Origin of the sequence: Blastomonas natatoria (genome assembly GCF_003201955.1) — a bacterium.
GTDB classification, from domain to species: Bacteria; Pseudomonadota; Alphaproteobacteria; order Sphingomonadales; family Sphingomonadaceae; genus Blastomonas; species Blastomonas natatoria.
The window spans coordinates 158,427-179,158 of the sequence record NZ_QJJM01000001.1 but is presented as its reverse complement, the minus strand read 5'-3'; the positions used below and the strand labels follow the sequence as shown (position 1 = coordinate 179,158).

The window sequence follows — 20,732 nt, the reverse complement described above, 5'->3', positions numbered from 1 at the left end:
TCGCTGGCGCCACTATTTCCGGCGCAAGCCTGCAGCATCCTGCAGGCTTTTCTCCCTGATCGCCTTGAATTCGGACCCCGGTTTCCATTGCGGCCAGCGATCCGAATTCGCAAGGTCCGCGCCGATGATGCCGGTCAGCGCGATATCCTGAACCGCACCGTCAAGGTTCCAGTCCGGCCCCCACGCATCACAGGCCTGGTGATAGCACTGGCCGGTATAGGCATCGATCCACGCCTGGCCAGCCGCGACGCCCCCCTGCTTGAGGTTCGACGCCCCCGCTATGCCCATGAGCAGCATGACCGGCACGCCGCGCTTGGCGAACGAGAAATGGTCAGCGCGGTAGAACAGCCCGCGCTCGGGCAGGCTTTCTGGAGTCACCGTACGGCCCTGGGTGGCGGCCACCCGGGCCATGTCATCCTCCAGCGTATTCTGCCCCTTGCCCACCAGCACGACATCCTTCGCAGCGCCTGCGGTCTGCAGGATGTCGAGGCCCAGATTGGCCACGGTCCGCTCCATCGGATAGACCGGGTTGGCGGCATAATATTCCGACCCCAGCAGTCCGCGCTCTTCCGCCGTCCAGGCCCCGAAAACCACCGTGCGCTGCGGAGCAGGCGCGGTCTTCATCGCGCGCGCTATCTCGAGCATGCCTGCAATTCCCAGGGCATCGTCATTCGCTCCGGACCGATAGATCCGCCCCTGCGCGTCCGGCTTGCCTTCGCCATAGGCATCCCAGTGCGCCCCGAACATCACCACCTCGTCCGGCCGCATGGTGCCCGGAATCTTCGCCAGCACGTTGTGGCTGGTCACCACCTCGGGCTGCACCGGGATATCGGCATTCAGCGTGACGCCCTTGAGTTCGATCGGCTGGAACTGGGGCGAGCGCGCCTCCACTTCCAGCTTCGCGAGGTCCAGCCCTGCTGCTGCGAACAGCCGGACAGACATGTCGGCCGATAGCCAGCCCTGCAGCTTGAGGCTCGTCAGCGCCTCGGGCGCACGGACAATGTCGTAATTCTCGCCGCCGGGGCTGATGACGACATTCCAGCCATAACCGACGCCCGCCGCATTGTGCACGATCAGCGCTGCGACAGCACCCTGGCGCGCGGCCTCCTCGAACTTGTAGGTCCAGCGGCCATAATAGGTCATCGTGCGGTCGCCGAACTTGCCAGCGGCAGGCTCGCCCGGGCTGGCGACGAAATCGGGATCGTTGATCAGGAAGACCGCAACCTTGCCCTTGAGATCGGCCCCCTTGAAATCATCCCAGCCGCGTTCGGGCGCCTTCACGCCATAACCGACAAACACCAGCGGCGCTCCTGCAACACTGGCGCTGTCTTCCGGGCGGATGGTCGACAGATAGATGTCTTCGGCAGGCCTTGCTGCAATCGCCCCGCCGGGCGTGGCGAAGGCGAGCTGGCGCGGTGTCTGCAGCCTGGTGTGCAGCAGCGGCACCTTCTGCAGCCACTGGCCGTCGGGACCCGCAGGCTCCAGCCCCAGAGCCTCGAACCGTGCGATCAGATAGCCCAGCGTCCGCTCCTCGCCCCGGGTTCCGGGCGCCCGGCCCTCGAAGGTGTCCGAAGCGAGCGTACGAACGGTTTCGACCAGACGGTCGGCTTCGATCGGCATGGCGGGTTGCGCGTGGAGCGGCGCGACGAGCACAGCATTGGCGGCAGCGGCAAGCAGGATTTTCTTCAGCATTACCCCGTCTTAGACCCTGGTTGCTTCTGGTAAAACCAAAAGCGAACAGGGTTCATGCTGAAGACCTTCCGTGAATTGCGTGCCGTGAAATGGTCCGACTGACTGCGTAAAGGCGACTGCGCCGCCGCCATGCAGCGCAGGTCTCGTGTCCGGTCAGGCGGGAATCAGGCGGCCTCGGCCGTGTCCACCGGCTCGAGCGCATCCTCCTCCCACAATTGCTTGGCGCGCTGCACGTCGCTGTCGCTGACCTTGCCGATGCGGTGCGCGATGAAATCGATGCCATCGATCAGCCAGAGCGCCAGCTGCGGCTGGGTCAGCCGATAAACGCGGCTTTGCGCAAAGCTCTCGATCTCGACCAGCCCCAGCGCGCGCAGCACCGCCAGATGCTGGGACAGCCGGGTCGGCGTGATGTCGAGCGCGGCGGCCATTTCATTGACCGTCTGGTCGCCGATGCGCAGCTTCTGGATGAGGCGAATCCGATCGGGATGCGAAATCTGGCGCAGCACGGTTGCGAGTTCATTGGCGACGATCTTGCGGCTGGGCATGTTATTGTTCTCCATTGGCGGCGACGAGCCGAAGGGCGGGTCGGGACTTGCGGGGTGACGGGGAAACCGAGGCAGCAGGAATGGCACGCCAGGTAGAGCCCTTGCGCGAACGCTGCTCTGCGCCACGGCAGAGCTGGTGGACGAATTCGGCGTCAGTCACTTCGGTGACATAGGGAGCGACCGAGCCCCGACCGGGGGTGATGATGCCGCTGTCCCAGATACGCGCAGCCCCCTGCATCAGCCGCTGGGCGACATGGGTCAGGCCTGCATGCTGCGCTGCCAGTGCGAGCGCCTGGACGAGCAGCGGTGCGTTGAGCGGAAGCGAGCTATCGGCCTCGTCCAGCACTTCGCCGGTAATCGCGCTGACGCCGCGCCGGTGCCACAGCATCGGCCAGGGCGCCCAGATTCCCGTCGTTTCGGCCAGCATCGCAAAGACAAGGCTGCGCAGGTCCGGCAGCACGATGATCGCGTCCCAGCGCGCGGCATGGCGCACGAGATGGCACAGGGCGTCCTCGATCGGCAGGATTTCGATCTCCTGCTGGTCGCGCGCAGCGGCACGGCCCGTCACCAGCATCTGACGGATCAAGGCATTGCGACGGCGCGCATCCACTATGATGCAGACCCGCTTGCGCCCTTCGGCCTGCGCCGCCTGCAGCATCGCCTCCATGGTCGCGGAGCGGGGCAGCGGGGCAGCACAGTCTTCATCGATCGGGCAGGTGGCGGGATGCGGCGACATCAGCATCACGTCCAGGGTGCTGGCCTTGATCGGCTTGCCGGTGCCCTGGTCGTGCAGATAGCTCGCCACCCAGTCGGCCCGCGGAAACCCTGCATCGCCGCCTGCCTGAAAGGCCACCGGGGACACATTCTGCCACGGTATGAACTGCACCGGACGCGGCTCTGCGCGCTGGTTCGAAGCCCAGGAGGCAACCTGGCGCAAGGCCCCGGCCGGGCGCAAGGGTACATGCCGCAGGTCCAGCTTGAGCCAATCGGTGAGGCGATCGAGCGCGTCCTGCCAGTCGGCGGGGGGCAGATCGGCGTGATCGGCCAGTACCAGTTGCGATGTCCCGACCAGACTGAGCGACGGACGCTGTGCGATATGCCCCTGACCGGACTGAACTGCGGGGATCCGGTCAGGGGCACCGCCCCCGCGCGCAACCTGATGCAAGTGAGTGGGGAGATCAGGCTGTTCGGGACGCGTTTCCATGGGAGGCTGACCTTTGCGGGAGGTGACAGCCAACCGACTAAACCGATTGCGTTCATCACGGAAATTCAATAAAATTGCCATAACGTTCGAATTTGATGAACAAGCGCATGGAGCCGCCATCTTGCACCTCAATTTCAAGCACCTGCGATATTTTCACGCGGTGGCGCATGACGGGAACCTGACCAATGCCGCGCGACGGCTCAACGTGTCGCAGTCGGCGCTCTCCACACAGATCAAATTGCTTGAAGAAAGCATTGGACATCAACTGTTTGAACGGCGCGGGCGGAGGCTGGAGCTGACCGAGGCGGGCCGTGTGGCGCTGAACTATGCCGATACCATGTTCGAGACCGCAAACGAGATGATGGCGACCTTTGCGGGAGGCAGCGGCAACAGCCGACGGCACCTGCGCGTCGGTGCGCTATCGACCCTCTCGCGCAACTTTCAGATGCGGTTTCTGGCTCCGATGGTCGGCAGGGACGATGTGCACATCGTCATCCGTTCTGGCTCGCTGCGTGACCTGGTCAAGGCGCTCGAGGCGCACGAACTGGATGTGCTGCTGACCAACCGCCTGCCGTTTCGCGACAGCGGAACGAACTGGGTCGCCCATCTGGTTGACCAGATCCCGGTCAGCCTGATCGGTCCGCAGAAAGTCGACGTCAGCCGCACCGCGCTGCGCGAATTGCTGACGACCATGCGACTGGTGGTTCCCGCTACGGATTCCGGGGTTCGTGCCGATTTCGACCTGCTCGTGGACCGGCTCGGAATTCTCCCCAATATCGTCGCTGAAGCCGATGACATGGCCATGCTCCGCTTGCTGTTGCGCGCTGGAACCGGGGTGGGCGTGGTACCCCCGATCGTCGTGCGCGACGAGATCAACATTGGCAGTCTCCACGACATCATGCCCATTCCCGGGCTGACTGAATCCTTTTATGCGATGACCCAGTCCCGGCGCTTTCCGCACCCTCTGGTCGACCAGCTGCTCGAGATCGCCAGAATCGCCTAGTTCCAAATTTCAGAACCAAATCTTCCTTTCATTGAATTTTCCACATCGATCGTATCACCGTATCGGTCTGCGTCACGCACGCCCCGCCGGGGCCGAACGGAGACGGAAAGACGATGGACATCGCCCTTGGCCTTGCAATCGGCATTGCTGCATTCACCGCACTGGGCGCTGCCGCCCTGTTGGCCGGAGACCACCGTGCCCGCCTGACCGGGCCGATCCTGGAAGCAGGCATATTGGCCTGTCTAGGGCTTGCAATCGCAGCGCTCGCGCAACTGATCATGGCGGGACCTGTCACCGCCGATCTGCTGGTCTGGCAGACTCTCGGCTTTTCGCTCAGACTCGACGCCGTCAGCCTGCCGATCACGATCCTCGTCGCCTTTGTCGGCTGGGTCGTGCTGCGCTACTCGCGCACCTATCTGGGTGACGAGCCACGCCGCGCCCGGTTTCAGGCATGGCTCAGCTTCACCCTGGCCAGCGTGCTGATGTTCGCATTGGCGGGCAATCTGGTGCAACTGGTGCTGTTCTGGGTCACGACCAGCTTCAGCCTGCATCGTCTGCTGCTCTTCTATCCGGATCGCGCCGCTGCCCGTCGCGCTGCACGCAAGAAATACATCACCGCGCGCATTGCCGACCTCGCGCTGATCGGCTCGGCCGCGCTGCTGTTCGCCGTCTATGCCACGGGCGACATCACCACGATCCTGCAAGCCGCACAGGGCGGCGAAAGCAGCACTGCCTTGCGCTTCGCCGTGCTCGGCCTCGCCCTTGCAGCCGTCATCAAGTCCGCGCAATTCCCGCTGCACGGCTGGCTGACAGAGGTCATGGAGGCGCCCACCCCGGTCTCGGCGCTGCTCCACGCAGGTGTCATCAATGCCGGCGGCTTTCTCCTGATCCGCTTTGCCGATGTCATGCTGCTCTCCCCAGCGGTGATGGCCGGCCTGGTCATGATCGGCGGCTTCACGGCGATGTTCGGCGGGCTGGTGATGCTCACCCAGCCTGCGGTGAAGACCTCGCTCGCCTGGTCGACCGTTGCGCAGATGGGCTTCATGATCATGCAATGCGGCCTGGCGCTGTTCCCTCTGGCGATGCTGCACATCATCGCGCACTCGCTGTACAAGGCGCACAGCTTTCTCGCCTCGGGCGGCGCGGTGGAAAGGATTGCAGCGCTGCGGCGGCCGGGTCCGGTCGCCATTCCCGGCGCCAAGGCGGTGACCGGGGCATTCCTCGCGGCGCTCGCCATCTACGTCGCCATCGGCTTTGCCTTCCGCTTCCAGGATACCTCGCCGCAGTCCATCGCACTCGGCGCCATCCTGATCTTCGGTGTCGCCTATCTTCTGGCCCAGGGCCTGGCAGGCGCAGCGCCGGTCGCGCTGATGCGCCGGATGGTCGCCTATTCGCTCGCGGCCTCGCTTGGCTATTTCGCGCTCCATCATGCAGCCGATGCGCTGCTGCTCGGAACCCTTCCCATGCCGCCGGCGCCTGGCCCGCTCGAATGGGTGCTGATCATGCTGGCGGTGGTCAGCTTCGGCCTGGTCGCGATCGCCCAGTCCATGTTCCCGCTCTGGGCCTATCACCCCGCCGCTGCCGGCCTCAGGGTCCATCTGTCGAACGGACTGTACGCCAACGCTGTGTTCGATCGCCTGCTCGGCGGCTGGACACTCAAGCGGTCGCGCTGAGCCACTCTACCCGATCCACAAGGAGTTTGCCGTGATGCAAGAAACCCTGTCCATGCCCAAGGGCTCCACCATCAATGTCGCCCCGCTTGCCGATGCCGCTGCGCGCGCCATTCCCCCGGTCTGGCCGCTGGCCTCCAGCGTGGCGGTGAACCCCTATCTGGGTCAGGCAGAGCTCGACCTTGCCACGACCGCAGCCTTGCTGGCGCGGGTCAGCGACGCCCCGGCGACCATGCCGCGCAGCTGGTATCGCGAACGCATCGGTTCCGGCGCGATCACCGAAGGCGATCTTGCTGCCGCTCTTGCCGCCTGCACCCTGACTCCCTGCCCTGCCAGTGTTGCGGAGCTGAAGCTCGCGAGCCAGCGGCCCCATGTCCGCAAGGATCCCTTGCCCACCATTGCCGATCTCGCCGCGCGCGTCTCCGGCATCGACTGGCCCGGTATCATCGCCGAGCGGCTGGGGCACTGGATCGCGGCATGGAGCGATGAAGGCCAGGCGCTCTGGGCGGCACCGCGCGGCAAATCGGCCTATCGGGCCTGGCAGGATGTCGCGACGCATGACCTGACGCCAGAGATTGCAGGCCTTGAAGGCTTTGCCCGCTTCGTCGCGGATGCGCCTGACAGCGCCAGCGATGCGCTGGCCGCCAGCGTCGCCCGCATGATGCTGCCCGAAGCCGCCATGCCGACCTATTTCCACGCGCTGCTGATGACGCTGGGCGGCTGGGCGCAGCTGGGCCGCTACCGCTTGTGGCAGGCCGAGCTTGCCGGACAGCACGATGCCACGCTGACCGATCTGCTGTGCATCCGGCTGATGTGGGAAGACGCGCTGCTTGCCCAGTATCGCAGCCAGATTGCCGGAGCATGGGAAGAGCTCGTCGCTGCCCATGCTGCGCCTGTCGCGCCCGATGCCGATCAGATCGTCGATGCGATCCTTCAGGAAGCCGCCGAACGCGCAGGCCAGCGCGCAATCGGAGAAACGCTCGCGGCCGATACCGGCAGCAGCAGCGAAGCCCCGGCTGTGCTGCAGGCGGCATTCTGCATCGATGTGCGCTCGGAGGTATTCCGCAGGTCGCTGGAGGCGCTCGATCCCGCGATCCGGACACTGGGCTTTGCAGGATTTTTCGGATTGGGTGCATCGCACAGGCGCTTTGCATCGGACGTGGCCGAGCACAGGCTTCCCGTGCTGCTCAATGCGAAGCTCACCACCTGCTCGGGCGGGCACGAACATGTGCAGGATGACCTGGCGGCACGCTATCGGTCGCGGGCAAAGCGCGCCTGGGGCCGGTTCAAGCTGGCGGCGGTCTCGAGCTTCGCCTTTGTCGAGGCGGCAGGGCCCGTCTATCTGGGCAAGCTGATGCGCGACACATTCGCGCTCAAGAAGACCAGCCTTCCCAACGACCCCATGCCGCGACCCGACCCGGCCTTGAGCCTGCAGGACAAGATCGATGCGGCAACGGCCGTCCTGCGCGCGATGTCGCTCACCCGGGACTTCGCACCGCTGGTGCTGCTGGTGGGTCATGGTGCCAATGTGGTCAACAATCCCCATGCCAGCGCCTTGCATTGCGGCGCGTGCGGCGGTTATTCGGGCGAGGTCAACGCGCGGCTGCTTGCGGGCCTGCTGAATGAGCCTGCGGTGCGCGGAGGCCTGGCTGGCAACGGCATCATCGTTCCCGCGAGCACCCTGTTCCTGGCTGGTCTGCACGACACCACGACCGACAGCGTGCTGATCTACGACGGCGACCATCCCTCTCCGCAGCATGCCGGGGCGATTGCCCAGGCGCGGGCATGGCTGGCCAGTGCCGGGCTGGTCGCGCGGGGCGAACGCGCGCTGCGCCTGCCGCGGGCCGAAAATGCAGCGGATGTGGCCAAGCGCAGCCGTGACTGGTCGGAAATCCGGCCCGAATGGGCGCTGGCGGGATGCAAGGCGTTCATCGCCGCGCCGCGCAGCCGCACCAGCGGCAAGAGCCTTGAGGGTCGCGCCTTCCTGCATGACTATGAATGGCAGCAGGACCAGGGCTTTGGCGTGCTGGAACTGATCATGACCGCACCGGTCGTGGTCGCCAGCTGGATCAGCCTGCAATATTACGGCTCTTCGGTCGCGCCCGATGTCTTCGGTGGCGGCAACAAGCTTATCCACAATGTCACCGGCGGGATCGGCGTGGTCGAGGGCAATGGCGGCACGCTGCGCGCGGGCCTGCCCTGGCAGTCGGTGCACGATGGCAGCGAACTGGTGCATGAGCCGCTCCGGCTGAGCGTCTGCATCGAGGCCCCGGTCGAGGCGATGACCGCGATTCTCGAGCGGCATGCAGGCGTGCGCGCGCTGTTCGACAATCGCTGGCTGCATCTGTTCGCCCTGGGCGCCTCGGGCGAACTGGCCTGGCGCTATACCGGCAATCTGGGCTGGGAACGGGTGGATGGCCGGGGCCAGGCGATGATCGAGCAGGACCTGGCGGCCTGAGGCACCCTGCGCCCTGTCACTCCGCCAGCAGCGATGCGGCGGCGGACAGGGCCAGGCCCGACATCAGCAATCGGCGCAAGGTCAGGCTCGTCGGGATGGATGAAACCCGGACGGCATCCGCCAGCCCGGCGGCGATTGCCAACGTGCCCGACCCGACCGTTTCCTCCCAGCGCGGGCGCAGTGCAGCAGCGACAGATGCCCCGCGCACCAGCAGGATGTCCTGGATCCGCGATCCGGGAACGGCGCCAAGCTCCTGCTTGTAGCCGCTATCCCCCGCCCCCCAGTCGATCAGCCGCACTCCGCGCGCCATCGTATGATCGACAGCATGGACGGTAACGATCTGGCCAGGCGAGCGGTCAGCAAATTCCTCGTCATAGCTGCTCGCGATGCCATATTGCACCGTGCCAGCAACCAGATCGAGCGAGAAGGCGATCGGCCGGTCCGCGACATAGAGCAGCGTCGCTGTCAGCATGTCGGCAAGTTCCGGATCGACCACGACCCGTTGCCAATGCGCCATCATCTGAGGATTCAGGAACTTTGCGCCGCTGCGATCTGTGCGCTTGCCTACCCAGCTGTTTTCCTCGATCCGCGCCAGGTCCTGGAATATCTGTCGCGACCAGTCAGCCCCGCGCACGATCCGGACTGTAAGCGGGCCCTGCTCTTCCAGCCGGGCCGAAAGGCGTCGGACCTTCTTGCGCCGCGACTTGCTGGGCCAGACATCGGGCGAGCCAGGCGGCGGCAGATGCTGAACCCAGCTTTGCCCCATGTCGCGGATCAGGACATGCCAGCCCATCGCATCGGCCGCCGCCATCATCAGCTGCGCCAGGCGATCATCGTGATAGATCGGGCCGAGACGCAGCAGCGGGCCGATCATCTCCTGAGTGACGGGGTGCTCCAGCACGGCGCGCATGTCGCCCACGCCGGTGCTGGGGTCTATCGCGGCGCTGCGATACGGCCAGTAGCTTCCCGCCAGCGACCTGGCCCTCAAGCCTGCCGGGCCCAGATGCCGCATCGGCAGTGCAAGAATCGGGCTGCCATCGCCCCGGCGTGCGACGAGGGTAGTGATGGCCTCGGGCTCACCGCGGCAGAACCAGGCGCCGCGCAGGAATCCTTGCCCGTCCGGGGCGGACGCGGCGAGCTGATCGGTCTCCGGAGAGACCCCCGCCACCTGCACGCAGTCGATCGCTCCCAGCGCCAGGGCACCGGCGCGCAGGTTGCGATGATCGACATGCAGCATGTGGCTCTCTCCCTGTGCGACACCCGGATATGGCAGGCAGAGGATAAGCGACGGTTAACCCGCCCGTGACAAGTAAAATTACACCGCCGCAGACCCAATGGCGGCGGTGCATCCGTGGACCGTCAGAATTCCGACCAATCCTCGTCATCCTGCTGCAACGCGAGATTGCCGGCAACCATGGGCACGCGCGCCGGCTTCCGCGGGCTGGGACGATGGGCGATCCGCGCCATCGGGGCGCTGGCCTGCTGGCCGAGCTGGAAGCGCGAGACCTTGTCGGCCAGATCCTGGGCCTCGTTGGCCAGGCTGCGCGCCGAAGCGGCGGTCTCTTCGACCATTGCCGCATTCTGCTGCGTCATCTTGTCCATGTCGCCGACTGCGGAATTGACCTGGATCATGCTGGCCGACTGGCTTTCTGCAGACGAGGCGATGCGGGTGATCACCTCGCTCACCTCGCCGACCCTCTCGACAATCCGGGTCAGCATGGTGCCGGTTTCGCCGACAAGTTTCACGCCATTGTCGACATGTTCGGTGCTGTTGCTGATCAGCGTCTTGATCTCCTGCGCGGCGTCGGCGCAGCGCTGGGCCAGCGCCCGCACCTCGTGCGCCACGACGGCAAAGCCCTTGCCGGCATCGCCCGCGCGAGCCGCTTCCACCCCGGCATTGAGTGCCAGCAGGTTGGTCTGGAACGCAATGCCATCGATCACGGTGATGATCTTGCCGATCTCGCTCGACGATTTCTCGATCGAATCCATGGCGCTGACGGCCTTGCCCACGATCACCCCGCCTTCGGTGGCCTCGGCCTGCATCTTGGCCATTTCGGCATTGACGGCGACAGCGCTGCGGGTGGTTTCCTGCACCATTTCGGTGGCAGCGCGCATCGCGGCTGCGGTTTCCTCCAGCGAGGCAGCCTGCTCTTCGGTGCGGGAGGCCAGGTCGTCGGCGCCGGTGCGGATTTCGCCGCTGCCCGAGGAGATCACGCTGACGCTGGAACTCACCGCCAGCAGCGTCTCGCGCAGCGCGGCCGTGGCGGCGTTGAAATCCTTCTCGACCTGCGCATATTCGGGCGGCAGCCCGCTCATCTGGGTGGTCAGGTCGCCTTCGGCCATGCGCTTGAGCGCGCTGCCCATCTGACCGAGCACAACGCCACGCACCTTTTCCTCGGCGTCGACGAAATAGGTTGAAAGCGCGACATCGATGTCGAGAAGCGAAACCTTGACCAGGGCCGCAACGTCCTTGGCCAGCTTGCGCCTGCCGGGCATGAAGCGCAGATAGCCGGGCGAGATCATGCCGTGGATCATCTCTTCGAGGATCAGGGCATAGCCGCCGACATACCATTTAGGCTCCAGTCCGATCCGGGCATGGACCTGCCCGACGCCGACAGCGCGCTTCATGTAATCGTCGGTAAGGCCGTCACCGAAGATTTTCATCCAGTGGCTGTGCTGCGCGTTCTTGGCGTATTGCAGGCGCGAGCTGTCGCTGAAAAAGCCCTTGAGTTCGGAAATGCCGCCCACCTTGCGATAGAATTTCTCGAGTGCGCGGTTGACGTGCCGACCGAGCGACCGCTTCACCCTGCGGAAGGTGGAACTGTCTGTGTGGTCCAGTTCGTAAAACTCAAGTCTCTCCTGCAAGCCCGTCTGCATTTCCTTTTCTCCTAAAAAAGGTAAACAACACTTAGGCTGTGCAATAGTATGTCGAAGTTAATCAGACGTTGAAGCCGAACAAAAAAGCCCAAGAATGGTGGCAAGCAAGCTTTAACGCACTATCTGTCAGCCTGAGTTGACAGTCTCGAGCAGGCTATGCTGTTTACACCGCCAACAAGGACGCTGGCAAGCCTTCAAAATCTTGCAGATATTGAAAAAGGCCGGGAGAACGCTCTCCCGGCCTTCCTGTGCGACCCTTGGGGCTGTGTTATTCGGCGGCTTCCATCGGATCGGCCTTGTCCGGCTTGCCGTCGCCATCGGTGTCCCAGGCGTCAGCCTTGCCGTCGTTGTTGCGATCCCACGCATCCATGGTGCCGTCACCATTGGAGTCCAGGGTCGCCGGCGGCGCCTGCTCCGCAGTGGCCGGTGCCTCTGCTGCCGGAGCATCTGTCGTGGGGGTTTCGGGCATGGCTTCCTGCGCGAAGGCCGGGGTTGCGGCCAGTGCGCCTGCGGCGATCAGGGTTCCGATAATCGAGTTCTTCATGGATCTTACTCCTAATGTCTTGCGATATCCCGTTTCGGGATATGTCGTTGGAGTTGTCTTGCTGCTCCGAACCATCAACGAGCATGTGCCCACCCTGTTCCGGTATCTTTCCAGCCGACAACTTGCGCATCGCTGTGTTCCCTCAAGTTGTCGCACCATGAATTCATGATACCGCAAGTCGACAGAGGAGCGAGCGACAAGCAGCGCGAATCCAGCGACGAACTTGTCTTTCCGTTCGTCGCAAATCGACATGAAAAGGGCGCCTTTCCTCGCGAAAAGGCGCCCTTTTTCAATCTGGCATTGCGGCTAGCGCGTCAGGCAGCGGCAAAAAGCTCCGGCTCCAGCGCCATGATCGCGTCCGATCCTGCCTCGATCTTGCGACGCAACGCGCCGGCATCGGGCATAATCCGCTCGGCGAAATAGCGCGCGGTCTTGAGCTTGGTCTCGTAGAACACCGCATTCCCGCTGCCAGCTTCCAGCGCAGCGATCGAGGCGCGCATCATGCGCAGCCACATCAGGCCCAGCGCAACGATGCCCATGATGTGCATGTAGCTGTGTGCGCCGGCCCCTACATGGTTGGGGTTCATCATGCCGTTCTGCATGAACCACATGGTCGCAGCCTTGAGCTCGCCAGCCGCCTTTTCCAGACGCCCGGCGAAATCGGCGAGGCGCTCGTCAGCCTTGGCATCGGCGCATTCGCTGTCGAGGATGGCGAAGAAGGTCTGCACCGCCCGACCGCCGTTCTGCGCCAGCTTGCGGCCGACCAGGTCCATCGCCTGCACGCCGTTGGTGCCTTCATAGATCATGGCGATGCGCGCATCGCGCACATACTGTTCCATCCCCCATTCGGCGATATAACCATGGCCGCCATAGATCTGCTGCATGTTGGTGGCGATCTCATAGCCCTTGTCGGTGCCATAGCCCTTGATGACCGGGGTCAGCAGGCTGATGATGTCATCCGCCGCAACGCGCTCTTCCTCGGTCTGCGCCTTGTGCGTCAGATCGACCTGCAGGCCGCCCCACAGGATCAGCGCGCGCAGACCCTCGTTGATCGCCTTGGCTTCCATCAGCATGCGGCGGACATCGGGATGCACGAACAGCGTGTCGGCCTTTTCATTCGCATCCTGCGCACCGGTGAGCGCACGGCCCTGGCGACGGTCGCCAGCGTACTGCACGGCGTTCTGGTAGGAAACCTCGCCCATCGACAGGCCCTGGCCACCGACGCCAAGCCGGGCCGCGTTCATCATGATGAACATGGCAGCGAGGCCCTTGTTTTCCTCGCCGACGAGATAGCCGGTAGCGCCGTCATAGTTCATCACGCAGGTCGAATTGCCGTGAATGCCCATCTTGTGCTCGATCGAGCCGCACGACACCGCGTTGCGCGCGCCCAGCGAACCATCGTCGTTGACGTGGAACTTCGGGACGATGAACAGCGAGATGCCCTTGACGCTGTCGGGCGCGTCGGGGGTCTTGGCGAGCACCAGATGGATGATGTTCTCGGTCAGGTCATGTTCGCCCGACGAGATGAAGATCTTGGTGCCGGTGATCGCATAGCTGCCATCGGCATTGGGAACGGCCTTGGTGCGGATAAGGCCGAGATCGGTGCCGCAATGCGGTTCGGTCAGGTTCATCGTGCCGCCCCACTTGCCGCTGATCATGTTGGGGCAGTATTTTTCCTTCTGTTCCTGGCTGCCCTTGGCGAGAATTGCCGAAACCGCGCCGTGCGTCAGGCCTGGGTACATGGCGAACGCCATGTTGCTCGATGACATGAACTCCTCGAACGCGATGCCGACGACATGCGGCATCCCCTGTCCGCCGAATTCTTCCGGCGCAGCCAGCGTGCCCCAGCCCGCTTCGCAATATTGCTGATAGGCTTCCTTGAAGCCGTCGGGCGTGGTCACCGTGCCATCGGGGTGGCGCGTGCAGCCCTGCTGGTCACCGATCTGATTGAGCGGAAACAGCACTTCCTCGACAAACTTGCCGGCTTCCTCGAGCACGGCGGACAGCACGTCGGGCGCGGCATTGTCGAAGCCGGGCAGGTTGGAATATTTCTCGATTCCCAGCACCTCGTTCAGGATGAACTGGGTATCGCGCACCGGTGCGGTATATTTGGGCATCTTGCGGGTCCTCTCAAAACATAAGGGTCAAATACCAGGCCGGGGAGAGCCTGGAATGAGGGCGTGGTCCGTCTGCGGCAACCGCCCGGATCGAAACGCGGGCATCAGCCCTGGTCGGCACGATCCACTTGCTCGACCATCTTTACGAACTGCGAAAGCTCCTGGATCGCGCTCTCGAGGTCCTTCTTCTGCTTGCGCATCAGGGATATACGTTCCTTGCAGCGCTGAAGTGTCACGCGGCGCTGTTCGCGCCGCCCGTCGCCGATATCGTACAGGTCGATCATCTCGCGGATTTCGCCGAGGCTGAAACCCACATTCTTGGCGCGCATGATCCAGGCAAGCCGCGCGCGGTCGCGTTTCGAATAGACGCGGGTCAGCCCGCGCCGCTCGGGCGCGATCAGGCCTTCGTCCTCATAGAAGCGCAGCGCCCGCGCGGTGACGCCGAATTCGTCCGAAAGATCGGAGATGGTATAGCTGTCCCGGTTTTGCAGATCGGGAGTGTCGATGCGGCCAAGGGTCGAACGGTCGTGCATGGAGGCCGCGCTACATTACCTTGACGTAAACGTCAAGTGAATTTCAGCCTGCGCAGAGGCGCTTCACCGACCGTCCGGTCGCGCCGCCCGCCGCTGCATTGCCCGGCTCGACCAGCGCAAACGAGGCTCCGGCCAGACTCGCGCGGCTGCTGCACAAAGCCTCGCAGGCCGCAGGCACGCTTCCGGGCAGCACCAATGCATTACCGTCGAACTGCGCCGAAAAGCGGCAGTCCGCGATCGCATCACCCTCGCCATTGCGCGAAAGGCTGAGCTCGGCCGCCTCGCCCGCAAGCTGCGCGATGCCGGTGCCCTCGCACTGGCTGGATGCACCGAAAGTCACCAGGACGCCGACCTTGTACCCCTTTTCGCGATTGCCTCGCGCGCAAAAGGCATCATTGCCTGCCGCCCCGGGATCGGAAAAGCTGCCGGCCAGATCCAGCGCATGCGGGTCGGCAATCACGCCTGCATTGATGGCGGCGGCATCCAGTGGGGTGACAGCGTCCTCATCGCCTCCCGCCTGCGAAACGCTGCATCCGGCAAGCAGCAGACAGGCGAGCAGCGCGCGCCGCATCAGGCAATCCGTTCCAGCGACCCGTCCGCAGCGACCCGGCGATAGAAGCAGGAGGGGGCGCCGGTATGACAGGTCGGCCCGGCGGGCGACGCGATCACCCAGACGGCATCCTGATCGCAGTCGATGCGCAATTCGACGAGCTTGAGCACGTTGCCCGAGCTCTCGCCCTTCTTCCAGAGACTGGCGCGCGAGCGCGACCAGAAATGCACTTCGCCGGTCTGGGTCGTCAGCCGCAGCGCCTCTTCGTTCATATGCGCAACCATCAGCAACGCCCCGCTTGCCGCGTCGGTGACGCAGGCGGTGATCAGCCCGGAGGCATCATATTTCGGGTCCAGGTCCAGCCCGGCTTCGCGCATATCGGCCATATGGCCGGGTTAATCGTACCCAGCGCGCGGTGCAACACGGTTAACGAAAAATGACCTGTGACAAAAGCAAGACAAACCCCATCTGCATGCCTATAGGGGTGCCGAACCACCCGGCTGCAACCGAATCGGGCGCGCAACATGATCACCACACATCCTTTTGACGACGACAAGCTGCGCGAAGAGTGCGGCGTTTTTGGCGTGGCCGGCGCGGTCGATGCCGCCGCCATGGTCGCGCTGGGGCTGCACGCGCTGCAGCACCGCGGCCAGGAAGCGGCAGGCATCAGCAGCTTCGACGGCCGCCATTTCCACAACCACAAGGCGCTGGGCCATGTGGCGGGCAATTTCGATTCCGAAGACACGATGCGCCAGCTCAAGGGCGACTGGGCGATCGGCCATGTCCGCTATGCGACGACCGGCGAGACCGCGCTGCGCAACGTCCAGCCGCTTTATGCCGAGCTCTCCTCGGGCGGATTTGCCATCGCGCATAACGGCAATATCTCGAACGCGATGAAGCTGCGGCACGATCTGGTGCGCACCGGATCGATATTCCAGTCGACGAGCGACACCGAGACGATCATCCACCTCGTCGCCACCTCGCGCTACCGGACGCTGCTAGACAAGTTCATCGATGCGCTGAAACAGGTCGAGGGCGCCTATTCGCTGATCTGCCTGACCGACAGCGGCATGATCGCCTGTCGCGATCCGCTGGGCATCCGTCCACTGGTGATGGGCCGGATCGGCGATGCGGTCATCTTCGCGTCCGAGACCGTGGCGCTCGACATTGTCGGCGCCGAATTCGAACGCAGCGTCGAGCCCGGTGAACTGATCGTGGTCAGCGGCGGCGAAATCCGCTCGCACCGACCCTTTGCCGAAAAGCAGTCGCGCCCCTGCATCTTCGAGCATGTCTATTTCTCGCGCCCGGACTCGATCGTCGACGGATCATCGGTCTATTCGGTGCGCAAGGCGATAGGCGCACAGCTGGCGATGGAAAACCCGGTCGAGGCCGACCTGGTCGTCCCCGTCCCCGACAGCGGCACACCCGCCGCGATCGGCTATGCCCAGCAATCGGGCCTGCCGTTCGAGCTCGGCATCATCCGTTCGCATTATGTCGGCCGCACCTTCATCCAGCCGGGCGACGGCGTTCGCCATCTGGGCGTCAAGCTGAAGCACAATGCCAACAAGCCGCTGATCGCGGGCAAGCGCCTGGTGCTGATCGACGATAGCATCGTGCGCGGCACCACCTCGCTCAAGATCGTGCAGATGATGCGCGACGCCGGCGCGGCGGAAGTCCATATGCGCATCGCCAGCCCGCCGACGATGCACAGCTGCTTCTATGGCGTCGACACGCCCGAGCGCTCCAAGCTGCTCGCGGCGCAGAAATCGATCGAGGAGATGCGCCAGTTCATCCAGGCGGATTCGCTGTCCTTCCTCTCGATCGACGGCCTGTATCGCGCGCTGGGCGAAGCCAGCCGCAACGATGATCGCCCCCGCTATTGCGATGCCTGCTTCACCGGCGATTATCCCACCACCCTTACCGATCTGGCCGAACGCGACCAGCCCAACCAGCTGACATTGCTGGCCGAACGGGTCGCCGGCTGAGGATTTCACGACCATGATCGACAAGACTCTGCAAGGCCAGCTTGCCCTGGTCACCGGCGCCAGCCGTGGTATCGGCGCTGCCACCGCCAGGGCGCTCGCAGCCCGGGGCGCGCATGTCATCCTCACCGCGCGCACGGCAAGGGACCTGGAAGCCGTCGAGGACGCGATCTTCGAGGCGGGCGGCAGCGCGACCATCGCCCCGCTCGATCTGACCGATGGCGACAGCATTGCCCGTCTCGCCGCCGCGATCGGCCAGCGCTGGGACGCGCTCGATATCCTGGTGCTCAACGCCGCGATGCTGGGCAGCCTGGGACCCGTGCCGACCATCGACGGCGGCGAGTTCAACCGCGTGATGACGCTCAACGTGCTCAGCACCCAGGCGATGATCGCGCATTTCGATGCCATGCTGCGCAAGAGCGCGCACGCCCGCGTGATCGGCCTCACCAGTTCGGTCGCCGCCAGCCCCCGCGCCTTCTGGGGCGCCTATGGCGCGTCCAAGGCCGCGCTCGAGGTGCTGATCGCGGCCTATGGCGATGAAATGCGCAACATCGGCAAGATCCGCACCGCGATCGTCGATCCTGCGCGCACCCGCACCGCCATGCGCGCCAAGGCCTATCCCGGCGAAGACCCCGCGACGGTGAAGCTGCCCGAGGTGGTGGGTGAAGCGATTGCAGAGCTGGTCTCGGGCGAGTTCGAGACGGGCACGAGGGTCGTGCTGGAGGGGTGAGATCGGAGCCCTGATGCTGCGCGCGGGCTCATGCCTCCGTGATCGGATGAAAATTTTTGCAACGAGAATGCCAGCTGGGTTTTCGAGCACAGCTTATTAACCATTTTCCATCAGTCGAGGAACATGCCCCGCATGATTTCCTCAGTGCAGACATCGGGCGCCGATATCCTGGCGCCGGTAATTACCGGCATCCTTTATTACATTGCGGCAATCTTCGCTCTCGATGTGAGCCAGGGACAAGACGGCATTGCGACGGTCTGGCCACCCAGTGGAATCCTGCTTGCGGCCCTGTTGATTAGCCCGCGCCCAGCTTTCGCATGGCATCTTTTGGCAGCAGCAATCGCAAGTCTCGCCGCCAACTTGGCAATCGGCAATCCCGGCACGATGTCGGCCGGGTTTACACTCGCCAATCTGCTTGAGTCAGCGACAGCTGCGCTTCTGATCAATTACAGGAAAAACGATAATTTATCGCTTTCTGATCCGGATCAGTTGATCGATTTCTGCATTGCGGCCTTTGTATCGACGATCATCAGCGCTTCTGTTGCTATGTGGTTCATACCAACGCCTTCTTTGCTGTTCTGCTTCTCTTGGTTCTCGACCGATTTATTGGGAATTCTCTTGGTAACCCCCCTCATCATGGTCACGAGGGCGGCAATCCGGAAAAAGGGCGTGCGACCCAGCAACAGAAGTTCGGCGGAAGTGATCGGCATATTTGCCATGGTTGCAGGAGTCTGTGCTTTAACCTTCTCGCAGTCCACCTACCCGCTGCTGTTTCTGCCAATGCTGGCTGCCTTGATTGCGGTGTCACGACTTGGCTTGGCCGGCGCGGCTGGCGCCGTTCTGATCGCTGGATCGATAGGCTCTGTCTCAACGAGCCTCGGAAGCGGGCCAATCATGTTGATTGCCGCTGGCCCCCAGATCAAAAGCCTGTTCTTTCAATTTTATCTCCTTTCCCTGTTTTCAGCGTCGTTGCCGATCGGCGCGCTATTGGCGGCGCGTCGCAAGCTACTGGGTCAGGTGAGTGAAAGCGTTCGCTTGCTGCAGCTTGCTGAAAGTACAGGGCAGCTCGGTCACTGGAGGCTCGACGTAAAGTCTGAGACTGTCACCTGGTCCTAGCAGGTTTTTCAGATTCACGGGCTGGACGGCGACAGGCCCCCATCGCTCGAAGACGCCATCCTGGCCTATCATCCAGACGATAGGGATATGGTGAACGAGAAGCTTGCTCAAGCCATTGAAGGTCAGCATGGGTTCGAGTTTGTGGCCCGCATATTGCGACCAGATGGAAGCCAGCGCCATGTGCTATCGCGCGGCGAGTATGACGAAGATGTTCTGAGCCGATCCGTCGGATTGTTTGGCATCATTCAGGATGTTACCGCCCAGATCGAGCACGAACAGGCGCTGAGGGCGGCGAGCCTGTCAGCGGAGCGCGCTGCCGCGGAAGCAAAGGCGATGGCAGAAACCGATCAACTGACTGGAATTGCGAACCGTCGGCGGGTTTCAATGGCGCTTGAGCAGGAGATCAGACACTCTGAATTGAACGCCACGCCTCTAGCGATCGCAATTTTCGACATCGACCACTTCAAGCAAATCAACGATCGTTTTGGCCACCATACCGGGGATGACGTGATCAAGCGAGTTGCCGGCGATGCAGCCCAGCAATTGCGCAAGGCGGACATTCTTGGCCGATTTGGTGGCGAGGAATTCGTGATTGTATTTCCCGGCACCCCGTCGCGCGACGCCACCAAAGTGGCGGAGCGGGTTCGTGAGGCTGTCGAACGCAGCGCTCAGGACCCGGCTGTCACGATCAGCATCGGGGTTGCCGAGCTTGCGCCCGGCGAAAGTGCAGAAGCGCTTTTGCGCCGAGTAGATGCGGCAATGTATCGCGCCAAATCTTCTGGCCGGAATGTACTCCGGTTGGCCTCCTGAATTTCGGCGAGCCGCTCCCCTCACTCCAGCGCCGTAATGATCGCGCTGAAATCGAGACCCTGCGCGTCGGCCTCCACAAAAGCCGCGTAGATCGCCTCGGCGCGCTCGCCCATTGGCACAGCTGCGCCGCTGGCCTTGGCGGCTTCCATCGCGAGGCGCATGTCCTTCAGCATCAGCGCGGCGGCGAAGCCTCCGGCATAGCCGTTGTCCGCCGGGCTCGCCGGGCCGACGCCGGGGACGGGGCAATAGCTCGTCATCGACCAGCTCTGGCCCGAAGCCTTGGACGAGATGTCGTAGAAGGTCTGGAGATCGAGCCCCAGCTTCTTCGCCAGCATGAAAGTCTCGCAGGTTGCGGCCATGGTCGCGCCCAGCAGCATGTTGTTGCAGATCTTCGCCGCCTGGCCTGCGCCATTGTCGCCGGCATGGATCACCGCCTTGCCCATGTCCGCGAGGATCGGCTCGGCGCGCGCGAAACCGTCGGCGCTGCCGCCGACCATGAAGGTGAGCGTGCCGCCATTGGCCGCCGCGATCCCGCCCGAGACCGGCGCGTCCACCGCCTCGAGCCCGCGCGCCTTGGCCGCAGCAGCGACCTCGCGCGCGGTATCGACATCGATCGTCGAGCAATCGATCAGCAGCGTGCCTGCCTTCGCCGCGCCGAACACGGTCTCGTTATAGACAGAGGCAACGTGCTTGCCTGCGGGCAGCATGGTGACGACGACATCCGCCTCGCCCACCGCCTGTGCCGGATCGGACACCGGATGGCAGCCCGCCGCGCCGGCGCGCGCCAGCGCCTCACCAGAAAGGTCAAAGGCGATGACCTTGTGCCCCGCCTTGGCCAGGTTCGCCGCCATGCCGCCGCCCATATTGCCCAGGCCGATGAATCCGATTGTGCTCATGCCGT

General features: G+C 63.9%; 18 protein-coding genes. 7 read left to right on the top strand and 11 right to left on the bottom strand.

Annotated elements, in window-relative coordinates; translation table 11 throughout:
• Positions 1-12: 12 nt before the first annotated feature.
• The 3 genes from C7451_RS00925 to C7451_RS00915 form a co-directional block, all read right to left on the bottom strand.
• Positions 13-1,692, bottom strand: coding sequence for a M20/M25/M40 family metallo-hydrolase (locus C7451_RS00925; RefSeq protein WP_110297100.1), 1,680 nt, complete (start codon positions 1,690-1,692; stop codon positions 13-15).
• 164 nt (positions 1,693-1,856) lie between these two features.
• Entirely contained in the window at positions 1,857-2,237 is a 381-nt protein-coding gene (locus C7451_RS00920; protein ID WP_110297099.1) for an ArsR/SmtB family transcription factor, read from the bottom strand.
• A 1-nt stretch (position 2,238) separates the two neighbouring features.
• Positions 2,239-3,441 (bottom strand): hypothetical protein, encoded by a 1,203-nt coding sequence (locus tag C7451_RS00915; protein WP_110297098.1) that lies wholly within the window; start codon positions 3,439-3,441, stop codon positions 2,239-2,241.
• A 121-nt stretch (positions 3,442-3,562) separates the two neighbouring features.
• Between C7451_RS00915 and C7451_RS00910 the strand changes: the two genes are divergently transcribed.
• From C7451_RS00910 to C7451_RS00900, 3 genes are all read left to right on the top strand, one after another.
• Positions 3,563-4,444, top strand: coding sequence for a LysR family transcriptional regulator (locus tag C7451_RS00910; RefSeq protein ID WP_341866605.1), 882 nt, complete (start codon positions 3,563-3,565; stop codon positions 4,442-4,444).
• A gap of 113 nt (positions 4,445-4,557) precedes the next feature.
• On the top strand, positions 4,558-6,117 hold the full coding sequence (locus C7451_RS00905; protein ID WP_110297097.1) for a proton-conducting transporter transmembrane domain-containing protein: 1,560 nt from the start codon (positions 4,558-4,560) through the stop codon (positions 6,115-6,117).
• A gap of 34 nt (positions 6,118-6,151) precedes the next feature.
• Complete coding sequence (locus C7451_RS00900) at positions 6,152-8,572, top strand: YbcC family protein (protein WP_208625120.1); 2,421 nt, start codon at positions 6,152-6,154, stop codon at positions 8,570-8,572.
• A 16-nt stretch (positions 8,573-8,588) separates the two neighbouring features.
• Here C7451_RS00900 and C7451_RS00895 read toward each other — a convergent pair whose 3' ends face one another.
• The 7 genes from C7451_RS00895 to hisI form a co-directional block, all read right to left on the bottom strand.
• Positions 8,589-9,809, bottom strand: a complete 1,221-nt coding sequence (locus tag C7451_RS00895; protein ID WP_110297095.1) for a GNAT family N-acetyltransferase — start codon at positions 9,807-9,809, stop codon at positions 8,589-8,591.
• A gap of 122 nt (positions 9,810-9,931) precedes the next feature.
• Positions 9,932-11,449 carry a methyl-accepting chemotaxis protein gene (locus C7451_RS00890; RefSeq protein ID WP_110297094.1) on the bottom strand — a complete coding sequence of 506 codons (1,518 nt, stop codon included), beginning with the start codon at positions 11,447-11,449 and terminating at the stop codon, positions 9,932-9,934.
• A gap of 268 nt (positions 11,450-11,717) precedes the next feature.
• Entirely contained in the window at positions 11,718-11,993 is a 276-nt protein-coding gene (locus C7451_RS00885; protein ID WP_110297093.1) for a hypothetical protein, read from the bottom strand.
• Between the two features lie 314 nt (positions 11,994-12,307).
• Positions 12,308-14,110, bottom strand: coding sequence for an acyl-CoA dehydrogenase C-terminal domain-containing protein (locus C7451_RS00880; protein ID WP_110297092.1), 1,803 nt, complete (start codon positions 14,108-14,110; stop codon positions 12,308-12,310).
• A 104-nt stretch (positions 14,111-14,214) separates the two neighbouring features.
• Positions 14,215-14,643, bottom strand: coding sequence for a MerR family transcriptional regulator (locus C7451_RS00875; RefSeq protein WP_110297091.1), 429 nt, complete (start codon positions 14,641-14,643; stop codon positions 14,215-14,217).
• A 43-nt stretch (positions 14,644-14,686) separates the two neighbouring features.
• Complete coding sequence (locus C7451_RS00870) at positions 14,687-15,214, bottom strand: hypothetical protein (protein WP_110297090.1); 528 nt, start codon at positions 15,212-15,214, stop codon at positions 14,687-14,689.
• A complete protein-coding gene (hisI, locus tag C7451_RS00865; protein WP_110297089.1) occupies positions 15,214-15,579 on the bottom strand; it encodes a phosphoribosyl-AMP cyclohydrolase in 366 nt (121 codons plus the stop codon). The genes C7451_RS00870 and hisI overlap by 1 nt, the downstream gene beginning before the upstream one ends.
• 138 nt (positions 15,580-15,717) lie before the next feature.
• Between hisI and purF the strand changes: the two genes are divergently transcribed.
• The 4 genes from purF (at position 15,718) to C7451_RS00845 (ending at position 19,831) form a co-directional block, all read left to right on the top strand.
• Positions 15,718-17,178 carry an amidophosphoribosyltransferase gene (purF, locus tag C7451_RS00860; protein WP_110297088.1) on the top strand — a complete coding sequence of 487 codons (1,461 nt, stop codon included), beginning with the start codon at positions 15,718-15,720 and terminating at the stop codon, positions 17,176-17,178.
• Positions 17,179-17,191: 13 nt separating this feature from the next.
• Positions 17,192-17,905 carry an SDR family NAD(P)-dependent oxidoreductase gene (locus C7451_RS00855; protein WP_110297087.1) on the top strand — a complete coding sequence of 238 codons (714 nt, stop codon included), beginning with the start codon at positions 17,192-17,194 and terminating at the stop codon, positions 17,903-17,905.
• A 132-nt stretch (positions 17,906-18,037) separates the two neighbouring features.
• The gene (locus C7451_RS00850) at positions 18,038-19,021 is read left to right on the top strand and encodes an MASE1 domain-containing protein (protein ID WP_208625109.1); all 984 of its coding nucleotides are present in this window, start codon (positions 18,038-18,040) and stop codon (positions 19,019-19,021) included.
• Positions 19,022-19,033: 12 nt separating this feature from the next.
• Positions 19,034-19,831: a sensor domain-containing diguanylate cyclase gene (locus C7451_RS00845; RefSeq protein ID WP_341866607.1), complete on the top strand. Its 798-nt coding sequence runs from the start codon at positions 19,034-19,036 to the stop codon at positions 19,829-19,831.
• 20 nt (positions 19,832-19,851) lie between these two features.
• Here the strand turns inward: C7451_RS00845 and mmsB are convergent, their stop codons facing one another.
• Positions 19,852-20,727: a 3-hydroxyisobutyrate dehydrogenase gene (gene mmsB, locus C7451_RS00840; RefSeq protein ID WP_110297084.1), complete on the bottom strand. Its 876-nt coding sequence runs from the start codon at positions 20,725-20,727 to the stop codon at positions 19,852-19,854.
• Between the last annotated feature and the right edge of the window lie 5 nt (positions 20,728-20,732).

Coding starts and splice junctions, on each gene's coding strand:
- C7451_RS00925 (WP_110297100.1), bottom strand. CDS start 1,692: ATGCTGAAGAAAATCCTGCTTGCCGCTGCCGCCAATGCTGTGCTCGTC.
- C7451_RS00920 (WP_110297099.1), bottom strand. CDS start 2,237: ATGCCCAGCCGCAAGATCGTCGCCAATGAACTCGCAACCGTGCTGCGC.
- C7451_RS00915 (WP_110297098.1), bottom strand. CDS start 3,441: ATGGAAACGCGTCCCGAACAGCCTGATCTCCCCACTCACTTGCATCAG.
- C7451_RS00905 (WP_110297097.1), top strand. CDS start 4,558: ATGGACATCGCCCTTGGCCTTGCAATCGGCATTGCTGCATTCACCGCA.
- C7451_RS00900 (WP_208625120.1), top strand. CDS start 6,152: ATGCAAGAAACCCTGTCCATGCCCAAGGGCTCCACCATCAATGTCGCC.
- C7451_RS00895 (WP_110297095.1), bottom strand. CDS start 9,809: ATGCTGCATGTCGATCATCGCAACCTGCGCGCCGGTGCCCTGGCGCTG.
- C7451_RS00890 (WP_110297094.1), bottom strand. CDS start 11,449: ATGCAGACGGGCTTGCAGGAGAGACTTGAGTTTTACGAACTGGACCAC.
- C7451_RS00885 (WP_110297093.1), bottom strand. CDS start 11,993: ATGAAGAACTCGATTATCGGAACCCTGATCGCCGCAGGCGCACTGGCC.
- C7451_RS00880 (WP_110297092.1), bottom strand. CDS start 14,110: ATGCCCAAATATACCGCACCGGTGCGCGATACCCAGTTCATCCTGAAC.
- C7451_RS00875 (WP_110297091.1), bottom strand. CDS start 14,643: ATGCACGACCGTTCGACCCTTGGCCGCATCGACACTCCCGATCTGCAA.
- C7451_RS00870 (WP_110297090.1), bottom strand. CDS start 15,214: ATGCGGCGCGCGCTGCTCGCCTGTCTGCTGCTTGCCGGATGCAGCGTT.
- hisI (WP_110297089.1), bottom strand. CDS start 15,579: ATGGCCGATATGCGCGAAGCCGGGCTGGACCTGGACCCGAAATATGAT.
- purF (WP_110297088.1), top strand. CDS start 15,718: ATGATCACCACACATCCTTTTGACGACGACAAGCTGCGCGAAGAGTGC.
- C7451_RS00855 (WP_110297087.1), top strand. CDS start 17,192: ATGATCGACAAGACTCTGCAAGGCCAGCTTGCCCTGGTCACCGGCGCC.
- C7451_RS00850 (WP_208625109.1), top strand. CDS start 18,038: ATGATTTCCTCAGTGCAGACATCGGGCGCCGATATCCTGGCGCCGGTA.
- mmsB (WP_110297084.1), bottom strand. CDS start 20,727: ATGAGCACAATCGGATTCATCGGCCTGGGCAATATGGGCGGCGGCATG.